Source organism: Geothrix paludis (genome assembly GCF_022808815.1).
Lineage (GTDB): Bacteria > Acidobacteriota > Holophagae > Holophagales > Holophagaceae > Geothrix > Geothrix paludis.
The window spans coordinates 331,386-351,940 of record NZ_JAKZLC010000001.1; the positions used below are offsets into that span (position 1 = coordinate 331,386).

At 68.9% G+C, this 20,555-nt stretch carries 18 protein-coding genes; 13 read left to right on the top strand and 5 right to left on the bottom strand.

Annotated elements, in window-relative coordinates:
* Positions 1–8: 8 nt before the first annotated feature.
* Both MLE64_RS01570 and MLE64_RS01575 read right to left on the bottom strand, forming a co-directional pair.
* Positions 9–1,301, bottom strand: coding sequence for a hypothetical protein (locus tag MLE64_RS01570; protein WP_243315075.1), 1,293 nt, complete (start codon positions 1,299–1,301; stop codon positions 9–11).
* Positions 1,298–3,103, bottom strand: coding sequence for a peptidylprolyl isomerase (locus tag MLE64_RS01575; protein WP_243315077.1), 1,806 nt, complete (start codon positions 3,101–3,103; stop codon positions 1,298–1,300). The genes MLE64_RS01570 and MLE64_RS01575 overlap by 4 nt, the downstream gene beginning before the upstream one ends.
* Positions 3,104–3,242: 139 nt before the next feature.
* Here MLE64_RS01575 and MLE64_RS01580 point away from each other — a divergent pair, with 139 nt between their 5' ends.
* Entirely contained in the window at positions 3,243–4,328 is a 1,086-nt protein-coding gene (locus MLE64_RS01580; RefSeq protein WP_243315079.1) for a class I SAM-dependent methyltransferase, read from the top strand.
* 6 nt (positions 4,329–4,334) lie between these two features.
* On the opposite strand, the gene gmd is transcribed toward MLE64_RS01580, so the two are convergent.
* A complete protein-coding gene (gmd, locus tag MLE64_RS01585; protein WP_243315081.1) occupies positions 4,335–5,378 on the bottom strand; it encodes a GDP-mannose 4,6-dehydratase in 1,044 nt (347 codons plus the stop codon).
* 71 nt (positions 5,379–5,449) lie between these two features.
* Positions 5,450–6,319: an NAD-dependent epimerase/dehydratase family protein gene (locus MLE64_RS01590; protein ID WP_243315083.1), complete on the bottom strand. Its 870-nt coding sequence runs from the start codon at positions 6,317–6,319 to the stop codon at positions 5,450–5,452.
* A 137-nt stretch (positions 6,320–6,456) separates the two neighbouring features.
* Here MLE64_RS01590 and MLE64_RS01595 point away from each other — a divergent pair, with 137 nt between their 5' ends.
* From MLE64_RS01595 to MLE64_RS01640, 10 genes are all read left to right on the top strand, one after another.
* Positions 6,457–7,683: a glycosyltransferase family 4 protein gene (locus MLE64_RS01595; protein WP_243315085.1), complete on the top strand. Its 1,227-nt coding sequence runs from the start codon at positions 6,457–6,459 to the stop codon at positions 7,681–7,683.
* Positions 7,684–7,696: 13 nt separating this feature from the next.
* Positions 7,697–8,821: a chorismate synthase gene (aroC, locus tag MLE64_RS01600; RefSeq protein ID WP_243315087.1), complete on the top strand. Its 1,125-nt coding sequence runs from the start codon at positions 7,697–7,699 to the stop codon at positions 8,819–8,821.
* 84 nt (positions 8,822–8,905) lie between these two features.
* A complete protein-coding gene (locus MLE64_RS01605; RefSeq protein ID WP_243315089.1) occupies positions 8,906–10,069 on the top strand; it encodes an NAD(P)-binding domain-containing protein in 1,164 nt (387 codons plus the stop codon).
* Entirely contained in the window at positions 10,066–10,944 is an 879-nt protein-coding gene (hemC, locus tag MLE64_RS01610; protein ID WP_243315091.1) for a hydroxymethylbilane synthase, read from the top strand. Before MLE64_RS01605 ends, hemC begins: the two co-directional genes overlap by 4 nt.
* Complete coding sequence (locus MLE64_RS01615) at positions 10,941–11,630, top strand: uroporphyrinogen-III synthase (protein WP_243315093.1); 690 nt, start codon at positions 10,941–10,943, stop codon at positions 11,628–11,630. The genes hemC and MLE64_RS01615 overlap by 4 nt, the downstream gene beginning before the upstream one ends.
* On the top strand, positions 11,624–12,601 hold the full coding sequence (gene hemB / locus MLE64_RS01620) for a porphobilinogen synthase (protein WP_243315094.1): 978 nt from the start codon (positions 11,624–11,626) through the stop codon (positions 12,599–12,601). Before MLE64_RS01615 ends, hemB begins: the two co-directional genes overlap by 7 nt.
* A gap of 133 nt (positions 12,602–12,734) precedes the next feature.
* On the top strand, positions 12,735–13,991 hold the full coding sequence (hemL, locus tag MLE64_RS01625) for a glutamate-1-semialdehyde 2,1-aminomutase (protein ID WP_243315096.1): 1,257 nt from the start codon (positions 12,735–12,737) through the stop codon (positions 13,989–13,991).
* A 71-nt stretch (positions 13,992–14,062) separates the two neighbouring features.
* Complete coding sequence (gene hemE / locus MLE64_RS01630; protein ID WP_243315097.1) at positions 14,063–15,052, top strand: uroporphyrinogen decarboxylase; 990 nt, start codon at positions 14,063–14,065, stop codon at positions 15,050–15,052.
* Complete coding sequence (hemN, locus tag MLE64_RS01635; protein ID WP_243315099.1) at positions 15,049–16,419, top strand: oxygen-independent coproporphyrinogen III oxidase; 1,371 nt, start codon at positions 15,049–15,051, stop codon at positions 16,417–16,419. Before hemE ends, hemN begins: the two co-directional genes overlap by 4 nt.
* A gap of 145 nt (positions 16,420–16,564) precedes the next feature.
* On the top strand, positions 16,565–17,071 hold the full coding sequence (locus MLE64_RS01640) for a protein-tyrosine phosphatase family protein (protein ID WP_243315101.1): 507 nt from the start codon (positions 16,565–16,567) through the stop codon (positions 17,069–17,071).
* 6 nt (positions 17,072–17,077) lie between these two features.
* On the opposite strand, the gene MLE64_RS01645 is transcribed toward MLE64_RS01640, so the two are convergent.
* Positions 17,078–18,976, bottom strand: a complete 1,899-nt coding sequence (locus MLE64_RS01645) for an AMP-dependent synthetase/ligase (RefSeq protein ID WP_341482249.1) — start codon at positions 18,974–18,976, stop codon at positions 17,078–17,080.
* Between MLE64_RS01645 and MLE64_RS01650 the strand changes: the two genes are divergently transcribed.
* Together MLE64_RS01650 and MLE64_RS01655 are read left to right on the top strand one after the other, a co-directional pair.
* A complete protein-coding gene (locus MLE64_RS01650) occupies positions 18,936–19,856 on the top strand; it encodes a tyrosine-type recombinase/integrase (protein WP_279342844.1) in 921 nt (306 codons plus the stop codon). The genes MLE64_RS01645 and MLE64_RS01650 overlap by 41 nt on opposite strands.
* A 10-nt stretch (positions 19,857–19,866) precedes the next feature.
* Positions 19,867–20,553 carry a fumarylacetoacetate hydrolase family protein gene (locus MLE64_RS01655; RefSeq protein ID WP_243315109.1) on the top strand — a complete coding sequence of 229 codons (687 nt, stop codon included), beginning with the start codon at positions 19,867–19,869 and terminating at the stop codon, positions 20,551–20,553.
* Positions 20,554–20,555: the final 2 nt, after the last annotated feature.

The following is a 20,555-nucleotide window of genomic DNA, read 5'->3' on the forward strand; positions in this document are numbered from 1 at the left end:
CCGGGGCCTCAGAAGACGCGGAAGCTCTGGAAGAGGCTGAATGTCCAGCCCCAGCGGACGGTGGAGCCTGGGATTTCGTCCCGCCGCGAGGCCAGGGAGGCTCCGATCCGGCCCGTGGGCGTGCGCCACTGGGCCTCGCCCTGGAGGAACCAGAACCCCGGGGTGAGGGGAGAGGCCGATGTGCCCCGCACACCGCGCAGGCGCCCTTGACCTTCGAGGAAGAGGGGCATGCCGAGCTCCACCGTCCGGGTGATGGCCTCGCGGCCGAAGGCGGCGCCCAGGGAGTCGCCAAAGGTGGAGGGGCCTGCGAGGTAGATCGGCTGAGTGAAGGTTTCGGGATGATCCGACGGAGCGGCCCCGGCGTAATCGACTGCTAAATCCCAAAGGTCCCAGACCAGCTGGAACCCGCCGAGCGTGCGGGCCGGGGTCAGCGTGAGGGCCCGGCTGCCCGGGGCGGCGCTCCGGGACAGGTGGATGGCTGCGCCCCGAGCCCCGGCGAAGCGGGCCAGGGCGGGGATCCGCACCTTCACTTCCATCAGGCTCCAGGTCCGGGCGGACGAGGCGGGGGCCGCCCGACCGACAGAGTCCTCGCCGCCTTCCATCCGGACGGATCCGAGGCTGGCTTCCAGCACGGGGCCGAAGGCCGCCCGGAGCATGCCTCCGTAGAGCCACGGCCGGCGCAGATCCAGCCCGCCGGCCTGGGCGGCGAGACGGGCCTCGCGATCAGGGATCCAAGCGGGGATGGGGCGATCGGCTTCCAGTCGGCCGGCGAAGCCTTCGGCCCGCCAGCGCCCGAAGAGCAGCGAAGCCTCGGGGGTGCTCCATGAGAGGCGGGGCAAGGGGCGCGCGGCATCGCCCAGCAGGTCGCCACCCCCGAGCCCGGCTCCCCAGGCGAACGGCTGCTGTTCCAGGGCCAGCCGCCATCCGGATTCCCACCGGTAGGCGATCTCGGCGCGGAGAAGATAGCCGCGGGTCATCTCGCCGTCCCGCAGGCCCAGGGCCGTGGCGGCCACGGACCAGCCCCCGCTGACGTAGCGGCCCTGCAGGCCCAGCCCCCAGCCCTGCACCGCCTGGCCCAGGCCCTCGCCCCCGACCAGCGGTGCGTACCGGCCCTCCGATCCCGCCCCTCCCAGGCCCACTTCCAGGGACGGGAAGGCCAGCGGCGGAAGGGGCTCCTCGCCGGTGGTCCAGGTCCGCTGGGCCTGTCTCAGGGTGGCCGCGCCATCCTGCAGCATCGGGGCCTGGGCGCACAGCCCGGTCGCCAGGCCCATTACCGCGAGGAGGAATGGCCAGCGCCTCACGGCTCCAGCACCTTGACGGACACGATTCTCGCGCCCAGCTCGAGGTCATCGAGGATCTTCATGGCGGCGTCCAGGTCCTCCACCTCGCCCATCCGCGTGTATTTCCCCGTGAGATGGGGCGTGGCGTTGGTGGTGATGAAGAACTGGCTGCCACCCGTGTCCTTCCCCGCGAGCGCCATGCCCACGCTGCCAGGGCCGTACCAATCGAGGCTGTCTTCGCAGCGGACCGTGTACCCGGGCCCGCCGTCCATGGTGTCGAAGGGCGAGCCCATCTGCACCACGAAGTCCGGGACCACCCGGGGCACCAGCCGGCCGTTGAAGTAGCCCTTCCTGGCCAGCAGGACGAGGTTGGCGATGTTCATGGGGGCGACGGCGGGGTCGAAGCGGAGCGTGATGTGGCGCTTTCCGCTCAGGGAAATGAGAAGTCGGAGGGGCTTGCGGCGCTCGGTGAGGCGGATGGCTTCCCTGAGGATCGCAGCGTCGGTCGTGGTGGGTTTTGGGGCTCTGGGCCAGGGTGTGGCGGGATCCAGCTTCACGAGGGCTTGATAGGCCTCCCAGCGGCAGGTCCAGTTGGGATGCTGCAGCCAGGGGCGAAGGTGGGCTTTCTGTTCTTCAGGGGGCAGCTTCCAGCGGGCATAGCTCTGGATCAGCGTCTGCTGAGGCTCGAACTGGGTGTCACTCCAGACGCGCCTGGTGAGGGCCTCGAGATCGGTGGGGGCCGATGGGAGGTCCTCAATGCCGGCGGCGCGGGCGGTGGCGTCCGCTCCTGCGAGGAGATGCGCCCGGACGAGATCCGCCCGGACCGGATTCTGGATCCGCAGGGCGGGGAGAAGGGTGCCCATCAGGAGAGGGGTGGTGGCGCCGAAGGGAGCCTCCTGATCCATGAGCGTCCGCAGGCCGGGCAGGGGGGAATCGAGCTTGGCCAGGGCCTGGAATCCGTACCACCGGGCCAAGGGATGGGCCGCACAGGGCCAGGGGCCACCTTCCACGTTGAAAGCCTCCGCAGGCGCAGGCCTGGGCACGCCCTCGGCCAGCCTGGAGAGGATGCCCACGCAGGCCACGTCCAGCGTCGCCTGGTCGGGACGGGCAAGGCCGAGCCTGGCCCAGGCTGGGGATTCCGGCGAGAGCGACGCGAACGCTTTCAGCGCCAGGTCCCGGCGCTGGGGCCAGGGCGCACGGTTCCACGCATCCATCAGCGCCAGAATGCTTCCGGGCGTGGCAGGCACCGGCGGCAGGAGCTCCTTCTCCTTTCCCGCCATCACCAGTCGCAGCCGGGCCGCCTGGGCGCGGACGGGGTCCACCTTGCCGGCCTTCTGGAGGGCATCGAGGAAGGCCTGGAGGCGGGGGGAGACCTCCGCGTCGTTCAGGCGCGCCGTGGCGAGGGACGCCTCCAGGTGCAGGTGTCTGGGCCAGGTGGCGGCATCCGCGGCGACGAGGCCATCGAGGGCCATGAGGGCCTTCGGACTCTTGAAGCGGTTCAGGAAGAACAGGGCGTCGAAGCGCTCCCGGGGTGTCCGCGCCTCGGCGGCCTTCGCCAGCCACAGCGCCTCCGTGGGGTGGTCGAGTTCCGGCGGCAGCAGAGCGGGCGCGCCGGGAGCCCCAATGCGACGGATCGTCCGTTCCAGGCGGGCCCGGTCCACCGGCGCCAGGGCCGCCTTCTGGGCATCCGTGAAAGCCAGGGGCTGCCGGGCCCATTCGGCCTGGATGGCGTCGTGACCGGTGAAGTGGGGGTCCTGGGCGAAGAGAGGCGCCACCGCGAGCAGACCGGCTGCCAGCCGGGGAAGGGGGAGGGCAAGGAGCATGGATGAATCCTCGTGGTTTCGTCGGGAGGTTGTCAGTGGCTCTAAGTCTATGCGAATCCTGGAATAGTCATTGCCGATGTCCAGGTTATCCTGGGGGATCCACAGCCATGCCCCATCCAGACAGATCCGGAGTTTCCGCATGTCCCACGCTGCCCCGACGGCCCGTACCGAGAAGGTTCAAGGGGAGGCTCCGGCCTGGTTGAAGGAGCTGGAGGCGGCCTCCAGACCAGCCTCCAGGAAGGGTGCCGGGCTGGGCCGGTGGATCTCCCGGCTGGTGGCCCGGGCAGCCATGCGTGGCGGACGGGATCTCGATGCGGACCAGCCCCGGTTCAACGCGGCCCTGGTCGAGGGACTCCGGCATCTGTCGGCCACCGTGGACGAGTTGGTCTCCTTGCACCAGGCGGCCCTTCGGCAGCCGGACCATCCCCAGGGAGTGCAGGAGGCCCTCCGCACCCTCCGGGAGGATCTCCGCGCGCTCCAGCAGCGGATGCCTTCGGCCATCCCCGTCGTGCCCGTCGTGCGCGAGGACCAGCCTGAGGATCAGCGGTTCGCCCCGTACTACCGAGCCTTCGAAGATGCCTTCCGCGGAAGCGAGGCGGTGATCGAATCCCGGCTGGAGGTCTACCTTCCCCGTGTCCGGAAGGCCTTCGCGGGCCTCCAGGATCCTCTATGGCTAGACCTCGGCTGCGGCCGCGGGGAATGGCTCCGGGTCCTGGCCGGGGCCGGTGTCCGAGGCGTGGGCGTGGACGGCAATGCGGGCATGGCTGAGGCTGCCCGGGCCTCTGGCCTGGAGGTCCAGGTCGGAGACCTGATGGACCATCTCCGCGGCTGCGAGGCGGGGAGCGTGGACGGGCTCAGCGCCTTCCACGTGGTCGAGCACCTGCCCTTGGATCTGCTCGTGGAACTGCTCCAGGAGGGATTGCGGGTGGTGAAGCCCGGTGGCCTCCTCATCCTGGAGACGCCCAATCCCGAGAACCTGCAGGTGGGAGCCCACACCTTCTACCTTGACCCGACCCATCGCAGCCCGGTGCCGCCGGCCTTCCTGGCCTTCCTGGCCGCCCAGGTCGGGTGGAAGCAGGGGGACATCCTCCGGCTGCAGGCGGACGAGCGCGACCTGGCGCGGGCGAAGCGCGCATGGCTGGGGAACAAGGCCCTCATGAAGGTCGCGGAGGGCCTGTTCGGGCCCAGGGACTATGCCCTGGTGGCGGTTCGTCCCCTGGCCTGAATTCCGTCAGCGGTACCCGGCGCGGGGCGCCTCGGCGTGGCCGGCTTCGCGGAGCACCTGCTCCTTCTGGGCCAGCTTGAGGTCCGAATCCACCATCATCGCGGCCAGGGCCCGGATGTCGGTCTTGGGCTCCCAGCCCAGGATGCGCCGGCCCTTGGACGGATCGCCTTCCAGGTGGTCCACCTCGGCGGGACGGAAGTAGCGGGGATCGATCTCCACGTGCTTCTGCCAGTCCAGGTCCAGCCGCCCGAAGGTGAGGCCCAGGAAGTCGCGGATGCTGATGCTCTCGCCCGTGGCCACCACATAGTCGTCCGGCGCATCCTGCTGGAGCATGCGCCACATGGCCTCCACGTAGTCCCCCGCGAAGCCCCAGTCCCGCTTGGCGTCCAGGTTGCCGAGGAAGAGCTTGTCCTGGAGCCCCAGCTTGATGCGCGTGGCAGCCCGGGTAATCTTGCGGGTCACGAAGGTCTCGCCCCGACGCGGGCTCTCGTGGTTGAACAGGATGCCGTTGCAGGCGAAGAGGCCGTAGCTCTCCCGGTGATTGATCACCTGGTAGTGGGCGTAGACCTTGGCGCAGGCGTAGGGGCTGCGGGGCTCGAAGCGGGTGCCCTCGTGCTGCCGGGGCTTGGCGCTGCCGAACATCTCGGAGCTGCCGGCCTGGTAGAAGCGGATCTGCTTCTTCGTGTGCTTCATGTAGCTGCGGATGGCCTCCAGCAGTCGGATGACGCCCACGCCCACCACATCCACTGTGTACTCGGGTTGGTCGAAGCTCACGCGCACGTGGCTCTGGGCCCCCAGGTTGTAGACCTCGTCAGGCTGGATCTCGTCCAGCAGGTTCCGCAGGGCCCCGGCGTCGGACAGGTCGCCGTAGTGCAGGAAGAAGGCGGGATCCGGCGCCTCGCCCACGTGCAGGTGGTCGATGCGGTCCGTGTTGAAGAGGCTGGCCCGGCGCACCACGCCGTGGACCTGGTAGCCCTTCGACAGCAGCAGCTCGGCCAGGTAGCTGCCGTCCTGGCCAGTCACGCCGGTGATGAGTGCGGTCTTCTGCATGGGGTCCTCGAAGCGGAATCGTTCACTCTACCTTGCCGGATGGGAATGGAGAAATGGCGATCGCCGGAGGTTCACCGGGCGTGGGCGATGGCCTGAAGCGTGTCTTCGAGGCTGCGACGGGAAACCCAGCCCGTATCCGCCGTGAGCCGCGAGGGGTCGCCAACCAGTGTCTCCACCTCGGAGTTCGCAAACAGGGCCGGGCGATCCTCGCCGCAGGCCCTCAGCAGGCCGTGAACCAGCTCAGACACTTTGGTGGGTCGGCCAGAGCAAAGGTTCCAGATGGAGCCGCTGGGGGCGTCGACCTCCAGAAGTCGCAGGTAGGCGTCCATGGCGTCCCGCCAATCGAGGAAATCGCGGATGTCGTCGCGGCCCAACATGCGAATGGGATTCTCACCGCGACGGATGCGGTCCAGGAGCTCAGGCACCAGGAGGCCAGGGGCCATGCCTGGGCCGAGCTGATTGAAGGGACGCACAATGAACACCTTCAGGACCTTCCGGTGGCTCAGCGCCCACGTTTCCCCCAGGTGCTTGGAGAGGGCGTAGGGGTGGGTGGATCCCAGCGGATCCGTCTCCTTGAGGGGATGGTCGCTCGGCGCATAGACGAAGGCGCTGGAGGCGAAGATCGCGCGGCACCCTGGCGCCACCGCCGCCAAGTGGTCGAAGACTCGGGCGGTCATGCGCAGGTTGGCGAAGACCAGGTCCTGGGTCCAGTTCATGCCGGGAACGGAGTAGGCCGCCAGGTGGAAGGCCGCCTCCCAGGGGTGATCGCCGGGTAGCGGCAACGGATCCTGACCCAGGAGGTCCACGGCCCTGCAGCAAAGTCCGGGCGCTTCCTCGCTTCGGGCCCGGTCCCAGGATTCGACCTCATGGCCGGCTTCCAGGAGGCGCGAAATAAGGGCCCGCCCCACGAATCCGGACCCTCCGACCACCAGAACTTTCATGCGTGTGGCTCCATCCATACAGAGATGAATTCAAGGCGGCGGGGACCTGTCCTGCGCCGCGCCGTTCGAAAGGTGGGGAAATGCTAACATCAAGCTCTTTCAGCCCAAGGCGTGGGCGGATCACGGAGGGGAATTCGATGCGCCTTGGCGTGTTCCACCCAGCTTTCGAGACGGTCGGTGGCGCCGAGCTTCTGGTGGCGGCCCAGGCGCAGCATTTCCGGGCTCAGGGCGCCGCGCCGGAGATCATCACCCTCGGGTTCGACGCCGATCGCTGGGGGGAGCGCCTGGCGGGAATCCCGGTGCATACGGTGGAGAAGCGGCATTGGACCGACGCCCTCTACGGATGGTCCCGGATGGCCAAGCTGCGGCGCCGCGGGCTTCGCGCCGCAGCGGCCCTGAAGTCATACGACCTGGTGATCGCGCACAACTTCCCGTCCAGCGCCATGCTGGGGGCGGCCCCCATCCGCGCCCGCAAGATCTGGCAATGCAATGAACCCCCGCGCGGAATCCACCGCCGCGAGGCGAACCCGGCCCTGGTGGCCAGGGTCCTGGCCTCGGGAGGAAGGGGCCCGGAGGAAGCCACCATCTTCTTCGCGAAGGATCTGGCGGCGCATGATCGGGCCATGGCGGGGAACACCGGCCTGCGGGCCCGCCACGACTACGACCTGGAGGTGGTGAAGGGCCTCGATCTCATCTACGCCATCAGCGAGTTCAGCCGGGACAATGCCCGGCGCATCTACGGCCGGTGCCGGGAGGAAGTGATCTATCCCATCGTGCGGTTCCCCGAGGGTGGCCGGAACCGCGCGGGTCTGGAACGCTCCGTGCGCCGGGTGCTGGTCCACTCCCGCCTGGAGGTGCTGAAGAACATCGATACCGTCATCCGAGGATTCGCCCTCTTCCAGGCCGCCAGCCCGGTTCCCTGTGAGCTCCACGTGGTGGGGACGGGTCCCCTCCAGGAACGGCTGGAACAGTTGGCGGCCGCGAGCTGCAGGGCAGGGTCAGTCCGGTTCCACGGCTACCTCCCGGACGCGGAGCTCCGCCGCGTCTACGAAGCCTGCGACGTCCTGGCCCTGCTGACGCTGGATGAGCCGTTCGGCATGGTCTATCCGGAGGCCGCGGCCAAGGGGCTCCTCATGGTGGGCCCAGACCATGGCGGTCCCCTGGAGATCCTGGACGGGGGCAGGCTCGGGTGGGTGGTTGACGCCTTCTCCCCGGAGGCCCTGGCGGAAGCTCTGGCGCAGGTGTGGCGTCTCGACGACGCCGAAGCGGACCGGCGCCGGGAAGCCGCCGATCAGGCCTGCCGGGCCCGGTATGGCATCGAGGCCGTGGGCCCCCAGCTCATGGCACTTTTGTCGGAGGCCTGAATTAGACTGGGGGATGCTCTTCGATTCCCCCTCCTCCTTCGGCCGCACCTTCCGCATCGTCACCTTCGGCGAAAGCCACGGGGCGGCGGTCGGGGTGGTGATGGACGGCGTGAAGCCGGGGCTGCCGTTCGACCTGGAGGCCATCCAGAAGGAGCTGGACCGCCGGCGCCCCGGCCAGTCGGACCTGGTGACGCCCCGGAACGAAGCGGATCGCGTGCAGGTGCTCAGCGGCGTATTCGAAGGGTGCACCACCGGGCACCCCATCGCGCTGGTGGTGTTCAACGAGAACCAGCGGAGCGGCGACTACAAGGCCATCTCGGACCTGTTCCGGCCCGGCCACGCGGATCTCACCTATGACCGCAAGTACGGGATCCGCGACCCGCGCGGAGGCGGGCGCAGCAGCGGCCGGGAGACGCTGGCCCGCGTGGCCGCCGGCGCCTGGGCCAGGCAGCAGCTTGCAGGCATGGGCGTGTCTGTGCGCGGCTTCAACCGCGAAATCGCGGGCATCGCCGGGGCCTCGGTGGATTGGGCCTTCGTGGAATCGAACCCCCTTCGCGTGGCCGACCCCGGGGCCTTCCCCGCCCAGCGCGCCGCCGTGGAATCGGCTCTGGCCGACGGCGACAGCGTGGGGGGCGTCTGCGAAGTGTGGATCGAAGGGCTGCCCGTGGGGCTGGGCGACCCCGCCTTCGGCAAGTTGGATGGGCTGCTGGCCCTGGCCTGCATGTCCATCGGCGCCGTGAAGGGTGTGGAGCTGGGCGCGGGCTTCGAGAGCGCCCGCCGCCGCGGCAGTGAGAACAACGATCCGTTGGGGCCGGACGGGCCCCTGAAGAATGATGCCGGCGGCACCCTGGGCGGCATCAGCACCGGCGCTCCGGTGGTGGTGCGCCTGGCCGTGAAGCCCACCAGCTCGATCTCGAAGACCCAGAAGACCATCGACCGCGACGGCCATGCGGCGGACATCTCCACGAAGGGGCGCCACGATCCCTGCATCGCGCCGCGCATCGTGCCGGTGGCGGAAGCCATGTGCGCCCTGGTGGTCTACGACGCCTGGCTCACCCAGCAGGCGCTTCGGGAGGGCTCGGTGGCGCCGCTGGCGGAATGGGACTGGCAGGCCATCGAGGAGATCTTCCGGGGATGATCGTTGTGATGACCGCCACGTTCGTGGCGCCATGACGAACTGGTGACCTTGCCCGCTCAGGGCCAATTGACAATCGGATCCGATATGGAACCCGTCCTCCTCAGTTTCCACGCTCCCATCCACGATCTGGAGCAGGTGGCCCAGCATGTGGTGCGGGATGGCGTGCCGGCCCGCCTGCGGGACTGGCAGCGCGCCTCCGGTGCCCGGGAACTGGTGTACCTGGCCACCTGCCAGCGGGTGCTCTGGATGGTGTGGGGCGGCGATCCCGCCGCGCTGGATCCGGGACCAGGGGTCCGCCGCTATGAAGGCGAAGAGGCCTGGGTGCATCTGCTCGCCATGTCCGCGGGGCTGGAGTCCGCCAACCTGGGCGATCGTGAGATCCCCGGCCAGATGAAGGACGCCCTCGAGCAGGCCCGCCAGGTGGGCGTGGCCGGCGACGAGGCCCAGGCGGTTTTCGAGGACGTGATCCGCGAAGGCCAGCGGCTGCGGTCCCGCCTCGGTCTGGCCGACGGCAACGTCAGCGTGGCCACCGTGGCCCTCAAGCACCTCTGCGAGGGGCTGCCGGAGGGCTCGGCCATCGCCCTGGTGGGCGTGGGCCCCATGACCCAGTATCTGGCCGAGCGCCTGCCGGAGCGCGGCTTCAAGGTGTCCGTCGCCAATCGCACCAAGAGCAAGGCCCATGACCTGGCGGATCCTCTTGGTCTGGCGGTGGTGGATCTCCCCTTGCTTCAGCGCGACCCCGCTGGATTCCAGGCCATCGTGAGCGCCACGGCCGCGCCCGAGCCGATCTTCACCCTGGATGCATGGCAGACCCTCAAGCGCCCCCTCCTCCGCATCCTCGACCTGGCCCTGCCGCCGGACTCCGAGCCCGGCCTGGAGCAGCTCCCCTGGGTCCATCGCGTGGACCTCTCCGCCTTCCTGGCCCAGACCGCCACGGCGCGGGCCCAGCGGGCCGAGGCGGCCACCAAGGCCGAGGCCTTCCTGGTGGGGGCCGCCGGTCGCTTGCGCCACCGCGCCCACGCTCGGGGCCACAAGCGCCACCTCGCCTCCGCCCAGGAGCGCCTGGATTCCGCCTGGGGCGCCTTGGAGGCCGAGGTGAAGGCCCTGGAAGATTCCATGCAGGGGCTGGACGAGGCCCAGCGCGAGGCCCTCAAGGAGATCCTGACCCGGGGGCGCACGCTGGCCTTCCGCGCCCTCATCCAGACCCAGCCCAAACCGGACCCGAACGGAGAGGCAACCAAACCATGAAGCACGTCACCGTCGCCACCCGCGGATCCGCCCTGGCTGTGGGCCAGGCCGAGCCTCTGGTGAGGTTCCTCGAATCGAAGGGCTACGAAGTGTCCTGGCGGAAGTTCTCCACCTCCGGTGACCAGTGGCTCCAGGGCCCCCTGGACAAGCAAGTGGGCGGGGGCTTCTTCACCAAGGAGCTGGAAGACGCCATGGCCGCCGGCGCGGCGGATCTCCTCATCCACAGCCTGAAGGATGTCTCGCTCGAGCGCCCCGCGGGCATCGTCTCCGCCTGCATCCCCAAGCGGGAGGACCCCTCTGACTGGCTGGTGATGCGGCCGGACGCGCCCGAGGATCTCACCATCGGCACCAGCGCCGTGCGGCGCGAGCGCGTGCTCAGCCAGCTCTTCCCCAAGGCGAAGTTCACCTGGATCCGCGGCAACGTCCAGACCCGCCTCCAGCGCGTGCGAGATGGCGTGCTGCGCGACGCGCCCATCCACGCCACCCTGCTGGCGGCCGCGGGCCTGAAGCGCCTGGGGCTCGACCTTTCCGGCCTCACGGTGCGGCCCCTGACGCCCGACGAGCTGCCCTCGGCGCCGGGGCAGGGGGCCCTGCTGGCCGAGGCCCGGGCCGACCGTCCTGATCTCGTGGAGGTCCTGGCCGAAGTCCACGATATCCTGACCGCCCGCTGCGTCACCCTCGAGCGCCAGGTCCTGGCTGGCATCGGCGGCGGCTGCCAGCAGCCCCTGGGCGCGCTGGCCACGCCACAGGCGGACGGCAGCCTACTGCTTCGCGCGGCCTACGCGCCGGCCGGGGAGCTCCGCCGTGCCGAGGCGCGTGGCACGGATGACGCCGTCCTGCTGAAGACCGTCCTCCAGGGCATCGGCCTGTCATGACCTCCACCGCCGCGCCCCGCCTGGCTCTGGCCAGGCCCGCCCAGCACCCGCTGGCGGATACGGTGCGCAAGGCCGGCTGGGAGCCCGTGCCCTATGCCTTCACCAGCCTGAAGGTCATGGCCCAGGCCCTCCCGATGCCATTCGAAGCGGCCCAGGCCTTCGTGGCCCTGAGTCCCGCCGGCGCCAAGGTCGCCTCCGCGGCCCTCCCAGCAGGGACGGTCTGCCTGCTCCAGGGGGCCGGCACGGCCGAGGCCCTGGGACGGGAAGACCTGGAGATCCACCTCCCCGCCGAGGCCCGGGCCGAGGCCCTGTGGGACCTTCTTCGCACCCGGTTCCCCGAGGGGGGCGACTTCATCCTGGCCCGGGGCGAACGGAGCCGCGAGTACCTGGAAGCGGCGACCCGGGGAAGTGCCTGGCGGATCCATCCCTGGATCACGCACCGCGAGGTGGCCCGCGATCCTTTCCCGCCGCTGCCGGACGTGGCGGGCGTGCTGGCCCTGAGCCCCTTCCAGGCGGAGATCCTCGCGCCCATCGCCATCGGCGTGCAGCGCTTCGCCTGGGGCGAGGCCACCGCTGAAGCCTTCGCACGGGCGGGTGCGCCCGCGCACGCCCACTGCGAGCCCAAGCCCAGCCTGCTCTGGGCCATGCTCGCGAAGCACCTGAAGAAGGAGGAATCCCCATGCTGAACCGCTCCCGCCGCCTCCGCGCCAGCGCCGCCATGCGCAACCTGGTGGCCGAGACCGACCTGCGTCCGCGCCACCTCATCCAGGGCCACTTCGTGCAGCCCCAGCCGGGCCTGTCCGAGATCTCCAGCATGCCGGGCATCTTCAATGCCGGTGTGGAGGAGACGGTCCGTCAGGTGGAGAAGGACTTGAAGATGGGCCTCACGAACGTGCTGCTCTTCGGCGTGCCCGAGGATGCCCTCAAGAGCGCCGATGCGGCCTATGTGAAGGACGCCCAGGGTGTGGTGCCGAAGACCGTCAGGGCCCTGAAGCAGGCCTTCGGCGCGGATCTCATCGTCATGACGGACGTCTGCCTCTGCGGCGCCACCAGCCACGGCCATTGCGGCCTGGTGGACGACGATGGCGTGGTGGTGAACGATCCCACGCTGCCGATCCTGGCGGAGATGGCCCTGCGCCATGCCGAGGCCGGCGCGGATGTGGTGGCCCCCAGCGACATGATGGACGGCCGAGTCACGGCCATCCGCGCGTTGCTGGACCAGCACGGCTTCACCCGGACCAGCATCCTCAGCTACGCCATCAAGCACTCCGGCGCCTACTACGGCCCCTTCCGCGAGGCCGCCCACAGCAGCCCCAAGTTCGGCGACCGGAAGACCTACCAGATGGATCCCCGCAACGCCCGTGAAGGCCTGCGGGATGCCCTGCTCGACATCGACGAGGGCGCCGACATGCTCATGGTCAAGCCCGCCATGCCGAACCTGGACCTCATCTGGCGCCTGCGCCAGGCCACCCTGGCGCCCATCTGCGCCTACCACGTGTCCAGCGAGTTCAGCAGCGTCAAGGCCGCCGACCGCCTGGGCTGGGTGAACGGCGACCAGCTGATGTATGAGCACCTCATCGCCATCCGGCGCGCCGGCGCCGACATGATCGTCACCTACGCCGGCCGCGAGGCAGTCGAAAAGGGTTGGATTTCCTAGAAAGGAGCCATCCACAGATTTCACAGATTCACACAGATTGGACTGCTGAGATCTCCGATGCCTCCCGCCCTTAGTTGCTTTCTTAATCTGTGAAATCTGTGGAATCTGTGGACAGAAATCATTTGAGGTTTTCATGAGCAACGACACCTTGTTCCAAGAAGCCCTGACGCACTTCCCCGGCGGCGTCTCCAGCCCCGTGCGCGCCTTCCGGGCCGTGGGCGGCACGCCCAAGTTCTTCAAGAAGGCCAGCGGCGCCTGGTTCGAGGACGAGGACGGCCAGAAGTTCCTCGACCTCTGCATGTCCTGGGGCCCGCTGATCCTGGGTCACGCCCACCCCGACATCCTGGCGGCCGTGACCGAGTCCATGCAGGAGGGCCTCACCTTCGGCGCCCCCAGCCGCCGCGAGTTGGCTCTGGCCCGCAAAATCAAGGAGATGGTGCCCTTCGTGGAGAAGATGCGCTTCGTGTCCTCGGGCACGGAAGCCGTCATGTCCGCCCTGCGCGCCGCCCGCGGCTTCACGGGCCGGGATCGCATCCTGAAGTTCGAAGGCTGCTACCACGGGCACAGCGATGGCCTGCTGGTGAAGGCGGGATCGGGCCTCATCACCTTCGGCGCCCCCACCAGCGCCGGCGTGCCCAAGGGCATCGCCGAACTGACCTCCGTGGTCACGCTGGACGACCTGGAGACCCTGGAGCGCACCTTCGCCGAGATCGGGAACGAGCTGGCCGCGGCCATCATCGAGCCCATCCCCGCCAACAACGGCCTGCTGCTCCAGCGCCCCGAGTTCCTCAAGCGGCTGCGGGAGCTCTGCACCAAGCATGGCGTGGTCCTCATCTTCGACGAGGTCATCAGCGGCTTCCGTGTGGCCCCCGGCGGCGCGGCGGAGCGCCTGGGCATCACGCCGGACCTGGCCACCTATGGCAAGATCATCGGCGGCGGCATGCCCGTGGGCCTCTACGGCGGCCGCAAGGACATCATGGGCGTCGTGGCGCCGGACGGGCCCGTCTACCAGGCAGGCACGCTGTCGGGCAACCCCGTGGCCATGGCCGCGGGTCTCGCCACCATGGAGAAGCTGACGCCGGCCTTCTACGCGAGCCTGGAAGCCAATGCCGCGAAGTGGGCCGCGGCCTTCGAGGCCATCCCTGGCCTCCACTGCCCCCGCTACGGCAGCCTGCTCTGGCCCCTGTTCCAGGACGGTGTGCGCCGCAGCGACGCGGTGAAGGGCGAGGCCATCAGCACCTTCAACCGCCTGCACAAGGCCCTGCTGGGCCAGGGCGTCTACCTGCCGCCCAGCGGCTACGAAGTGGCCTTCCTCGGCGCCGCCCACGGCGAGCCCGAGCTGGCCCACTTCAAGCAGGCCGTGGCCGCCGTGGCCAAAGAATTCGCCTGATTTCCAAAGGCGCAGGCCACTTCCCCGCGCGCCTTCCCCGGTTTCTGTGATGACATGTTTTTGGTGATGTGATGACCCAGCCCCTCCTCCGCGTCCTGAACGGCGAAGCCCTCGACAAGCCCCCGGTGTGGTTCATGCGCCAGGCCGGGCGGTTCCTGCCCGAGTACCGCGCCGTGCGGGCCAAGGCCACCTTCGAGCAGCTGCTCAACGACTCGGACCTGGCCGCGGAGGTGACGCTGCAGCCCATCCGCCGCTTCCCCCAGATCGATGGCGCCATCATCTTCAGCGACATCCTGGTGATCCTCGACGCCCTGGGCTGCGAGGTCACGATCCCCGAAGGCGGGCCCCGCATCGGCAAGACGCTGGACCAGATCGACATCGACCGGCCCCTGGACGAGAAGGTGTTCGAGCCGGTCTGCGAGGCCATCCGCAAGGTGAAGAAGGAGCTGCCCGCCAAGGTGACCATGCTCGGCTTCGCCGGCGCCCCCTGGACCCTGCTGGCCTACGGCATCGAGGGGAAGGGGAGCAAGTCCTGGGCGAAGGCCAAGGCCTTCCTCCACCAGGAGCCGGTGCTGGCCCGCAAGTGGCTGGACAAGCTGGCGGACGCCGCCGCCCGCCTGCTGAACCTGCACATCGAGGCCGGCGCCCAGGGCGTGCAGCTCTTCGACACCTGGGCCGGGGAGCTGGACGCGGACGACTACGCGACCTTCGCTCTGCCCTCTGTGGAGCGCACGCTCTCCCAGGTGAGCGCGGCCCCGACGCTGTTCTTCGCCCGCACGGGCTACCTGCCGGACAGCCTCAACCAGCTGCCCTGCAAGGGGCTGGCCGTGCCCTGGCAGGTGCCCATCACCGAGGCCCGCCGTCGCTTCCCCAAGATGGTGCTCCAGGGCAACCTCGACCCCATCGCGCTGCTGGCCGGGGCGGACACCGCCAAGCGGAAGGCCCGGGCCATCGTGGACGCCATGAAGGGCCACCCGCACATCTTCAACCTCGGCCACGGGCTCGTGCCCGAGACCGATCCCGCCGTGGTGGCCGCCGTCCTTGACGAGGTGAAGGCATGAACCAGCTAGCTGACCTCATTCGCCGCTACGACCGCCCCGGCCCGCGCTATACGGGCTATCCCATGCCGCCGGCCTGGTCCGACGACTTCCCGGAGCCCGAGGTCCTCTCGGCCCTGGAGCGCGCCGACGCCCGCAAGGACGAGGCCCTGTCGCTCTACCTGCACATCCCTTTCTGCCCGCGTCGCTGCGCCTACTGCGGCTGCAACGTGGTGGTGAGCCCCCAGTACGATCCCGTGGAGGCCTACCTCGCCGCGGTGACGAAGGAGCTGGATCTCGTCTGCGCCCGCCTGAAGGACCGCCGCAAGGCCCTCCAGCTGCACTGGGGTGGCGGCACGCCCACCTACCTGAAGGCGGCGGATCTCACGCGCACCTTCAACCTGTTCAAGGAGCGCTTCGAGTTCCAGCCCGGGGCCGAGATCGCCATCGAGGTGGATCCCACCTTCCTGGAGCCCGATCAGCTGCCGACGCTCCGCAAGCTGGGCTTCAACCGGGTGTCCTTCGGCGTGCAGGACCTGGACGAGAACGTGCAGGCCCTCATCACCCGCGGCCAGACCTGGGACCACACCCTGACCGCCATGAAGCAGTGCCGGGACCTGGGCTTTGAGGGCGTGAACCTGGACCTGGTCTACGGCCTGCCGGGTCAGACCATGGACACCTTCCGCCGCACCCTGGAGTCCACCCTGGAGCTGTCGCCGGACCGCATGGCCATCTACGGCTTCGCCTACCTGCCCAGCATCATGCCCTTCCAGCGGAGCATCCCCGCCGAGACGCTGCCCTCCCCGGATCTGCGCCTGGACCTGCTCCTTCTGGCCTCGGACATCCTGGAGAAGGCGGGCTACGTGGCCATCGGCATGGACCACTTCGCCCACCCGAACGATCCCATGGCCAAGGCTGTGAACGAAGGCCGACTCATCCGCAACTTCATGGGCTACGCCGTGGCTGCCGGCACGGACCTGGTGGGCTTCGGACCCAGCGCCATCTCCAACGTGGCGGGAGTCTACTCCCAGAACGAGAAGATCCTCGCCAAGTGGGAGCGAAGCATCACCGACGGCCACCTGGCGGTCCACAAGGGCCACCGCCTGTCCGAGGACGATGAGCTGCGTCGATGGGTCATCCACCACCTTATGGGCCACTTCGAATTGAAGTGGGACGACCTCAAGGCCAAGTTCGGCGTGGACGGCCCCGTCATGTTCGCCGATGCCGTGGCCCAGCTGGAGGAGGAAGTCTCCCAGGGCACCGTGGAGGTCCGGCCCGAGGGCATCTTCATCACCCAGCTCGGCCGGCGCTTCGTGCGCAACCTGGTGCAGCCCTTCGACGCCTACCTGGCCAAGCTCAGTGCCAAGACGCCTTTTTCCAGGACGGTGTGACGTCTGCCATTGAATAGCTGACCACAGGGCCTACATTAAGGACTGTGGAGACCCGCCCGCCCGGGCCTTGGCTCCGCAGCCGAAGGCCCCTCCGGTGGTCTCCGCGAACCGGCCTGGACATCCAGGCGATCTCGCGGAGGGTTCCATGTTCCGGACCATGCTTCTCCTGCTCCCGGCGCTCGTGCTCCAGGCCGGAGAGCCGGCCATCCCCAACTCGGTGGAAGTGCGCTCCGGCATCTTCGTCCTGAAGGGACCGCCCAATCCGGCGACCTGCGTGGCCATGAAGAAGGAGCACATCACCCACGTCATCGACCTCCGCCGGGACGACGAGCCTGATCTGGACTGCGAGTCCGAGTCCTCCCGCCTGCAGGATCTGGGCATCCACTACCTGCGGTACGCCATCAGCAAGACGCCCCCCGCCGCGGACTTCGATTTCCTGAGGTCGGTCCTGCGGGACATGCCGAAGGGCTCGAAGGTCGTCATCCATTGCAGCAATGGCAACCGTGCCGCCGCGGCCGTCTGCCCATGGTTGGTGCTCGACAAGGGCATGCCCGTGGCCGAGGCGATGCGGATCGCCACCGAAGCCGGCATGAAGGCCCCGGAGACCCAGGAGGCGGTGCGGCGGTATCTGGCCCGTCAGGGCCGGACCTGAACCGGTTCAGATCCTGGGTTCCTGGTACATCGCCTCGATCTGCTTGGCGTACATCTCATTGATGACGCGGCGCTTCACCTTCAGGGAAGGGGTGAGCTGGCCGCCTTCGAGGGTCATCTCCTCGGAGAGGAGGGTCATCTTCTTGATGCGCTCGTAGTTCGAGAGGCGCTCGTTGATCCGCTCGACGCGGCTGCCGACCTTGGCGTACACCAGGGGGTTCTGGATGAGGTCGGCGTGGCTCTTGAAGGTGATCTTCTTGTAGCCGGCCCAGCGGACCAGGCTGTCGAAGTTCGGCACGATGAGGACGCTGATGAAGTTCCGCTTGTCGCCGATGAGCACGGCCTGGGAGATGTATTTGTCCACCTTGAGCATGTTCTCGATGGGCTGGGGGGCCACCTTCTTGCCGCCGCTGGTGACGATGAGCTCCTTCTTCCGGTCCGTGATGTAGAGGCGCCCCTGGTCGTCGAGGTGGCCGATGTCGCCGGTGTGGAAATAGCCGTCCGCGTCGATGGCCTCCCGCGTGGCCGCTTCGTTGTTCCAGTAGCCCACCATGATGTTCGGCCCCTGGCACAGGATCTCGCCGTCTTCCGCGATCTTCACGAAGGGACGTCCTTCCCATTCCTGGTAGAGCGGCCTTCCCACGCAGCCGGGAATCACGTCGCCCAGGCGGTTCACGGTGATGACGGGACTGGTCTCGGTCAGCCCGTACCCTTCGAGGATGGGCAGTCCGATGATCCAGAAGAACTCCATGATCTTGCCGCCCAGGGGCGCGCCGCCGCTGATGGCGATCTTCAGGCGCCCACCGGTGCGCTGGCGGATCTTCTCGAAGACCACGGCCTTGGCGGTGCGGTACCACATGCCCTTCCAGGAAGGCGGTTCCTGGCCCTTCATCAGGTAGGGCACGGCCTGGCGGCCCGCCAGCATGGCCCAGTGGAAGATCAGTCGCTTGATGAAACTGCCCGCCGACACCGTGTCGTAGATCTTCGCGAAGATCTTCTCGTAGATGCGCGGGACCGAGGCCATGAGCGTGGGCTTGACCTCCAGCATGTCGGCCGCCACGGTGGCGACGCTCTCGGCGTAGTAGATGGAGGCGCCGGCGTGGAACCACAGGAAGTGGCCGGCCATGCGCTCGAAGATGTGGGTGAGGGGCAGGAAGCTCAGGGCCCGCTCGCCCTCTCCAATGTTGCTCACGGTGGCCCGGGAGGCGAGGACGTTGGAGACCAGGTTGCCGTGGGTGAGCATGGCGCCCTTGGGATCTCCGGTCGTGCCGGAGGTGTAGATGAGGGTAAGGATGTCCGAGGGCTTCCGCTGCTCGCCCCAGGTGCGGACCTCGGAACGGCGGGCCTCCATGGCCTCTCCTTCGCGCAGGAGGTCGGACCACAGGAACAGGGCGCGGCCCGTGTCCGCGGGCAACTCGCCGTCGATCAGGACCGCGGCCTCGAGGCGAGGAAGCTCGCTCCAGCGGCCCAGCACCTTGTCCAGCTGTTCGCGGGTGGAGCAGAGGGCCCAGCGGGCCTCGCTGTCCTTGAGGATGTAGGCGGCCTGTTCGGCGTTCAGCGTGGCGTAGATGGTGACGTCCGGGATGCCCTGGATGGCGCAGGCGAAGTCCGCGATGGCCCACTCCGGGCGGTTCTCCGACAGGAAGGCCACCCGGTCTCCGGCCTTGAGCCCATGGGCCGCCATGGCCAGCGCCAGCCGCTCGACCCGGGCCACCACCTCCGCATGGGAAATGGGCACGTAGACCCCGTTCTGTTTGGACGCCAGGGCATCCGGAAGATTCCTCTCCGCAGCGGCATAGAAAAGCTGGGCAATGGTCTCTACTGGCTGCGCCACAATGACTCCAGACACTTGGGGATGTGTGGACATGGTAGCAGGGAAGGGCGCGGCACCGCTGGGGGAGGGCATCCAGGCCTTCCACCTGGAGCAGCGCGCCCGGGGCGTGTCACCGCACACCGCTCGCGCCCAGATGGGTGATCTGGACAAGCTGTTGGACCACGCCGTCCGCTGCCAGTGGGGTGGCTGGGAGGTGAGCCCGCGCACGGTGCGGGGCTTCGCGCTGGAGCTGGGGGACCGGGGGCTGGATCCCGCCAGCCAGGCCCGCGTCCTCTCGACGGCCCGCACCTTCTTCCGTTGGCTGTGGGAGACCCGGCGCATCTCGAAGAACCCCGCCTCGGGTCTGCGGAACCCCAAGCAGCCCAAGAGGCTGCCCGCCTTCCTCACGGAGGGTGAGAGCCAGGCCCTGCTGGACCTCCCGCCCGCGGTGGACTTCCCCTCGGCGAGGCTGGCCTGCCTGCTGGAGCTGCTCTACGCCTCGGGCCTGCGCGTCTCCGAGCTGGTGGGCCTGGACCTGCAGGATCTGCTCATGGAGCAGCGGACGCTGCGGGTGCTGGGCAAGGGGCGCAAGGAGCGCCTGGTGCCCTACCACGCGCAGGCGGCGGCCATCCTGGATGCCTACCTGGGGTTAAGGTCCGCCTTCCTCGCGCAGAAGGAACTGCCCCCGAGCCCGGCCCTCTTCCTCAACCAGCGGGGCGGCAGGCTCACGCCCACCAGCGTGCGGGCCCTGCTGCGGTCGGCCCTCGAGGCGGCGGCGGTGCGATCGCGGGTGAGCCCCCATGCCCTTCGGCACAGCTTCGCCACGCACCTGCTGAACCGCGGGATGGACCTGCGCGCCATCCAGGAACTGCTGGGCCACGCAAGCCTGAGCACCACCCAGCGCTACACTCATCTGGGCCTGGAAGAGCTGGCCCGGACCTACGAAAAGGCCCATCCCCGGGCGAAAGGCTAGGAGCTTCCCCATGACATTCGTCATTCCCGCCCCCACCGCACCGACGCTTCCGGTCGTGGATACCGACGGCCAGTTTCCCGTGCGCAGGGTCTACTGCGTGGGTCGGAACTACGCGGACCACGCGCGGGAGATGGGCGGGAATCCGGACCGGGAGCCTCCGTTCTTCTTCGGTAAGCCGTCGGATACGGTGGTGCCGCGCGGCGGTGACATCGCCTACCCGCCCCTCACCTCCAACCTGCATCACGAGGTAGAACTGGTGGTGGCCCTGGGCGGCGGTGGACGGGACATCCCCGCGGAGAAGGCCCTGGCTTGCGTCTACGGCTATGCCGTGGGCATCGACCTCACCCGCCGGGACCTCCAGGCCAAGTTCAAGGACAAGGGCCAGCCCTGGGAGATGGCCAAGGGCTTCGACCAGTCGGCGCCCGTGTCCGCGGTGATGCCGGCCTCGCGCTGCGGCCATCCGGCCATCGGCGCCATCTGGCTGGCCGTGGACGGCGCCGACCGCCAGCGCGGCGATCTCTCCCAGATGACCTGGAACGTGGCGGAGGTGATCGCCCACCTCTCCACCTATGTGGCCCTGGCGCCCGGCGATCTCATCTTCACGGGCACGCCTTCGGGCGTGGGGGCGCTGGTGCGCGGGAACCGCGTGACCTGCGGCATCGAGGGCGTCGGCGACCTGGCGATCACCCTGATCTGATC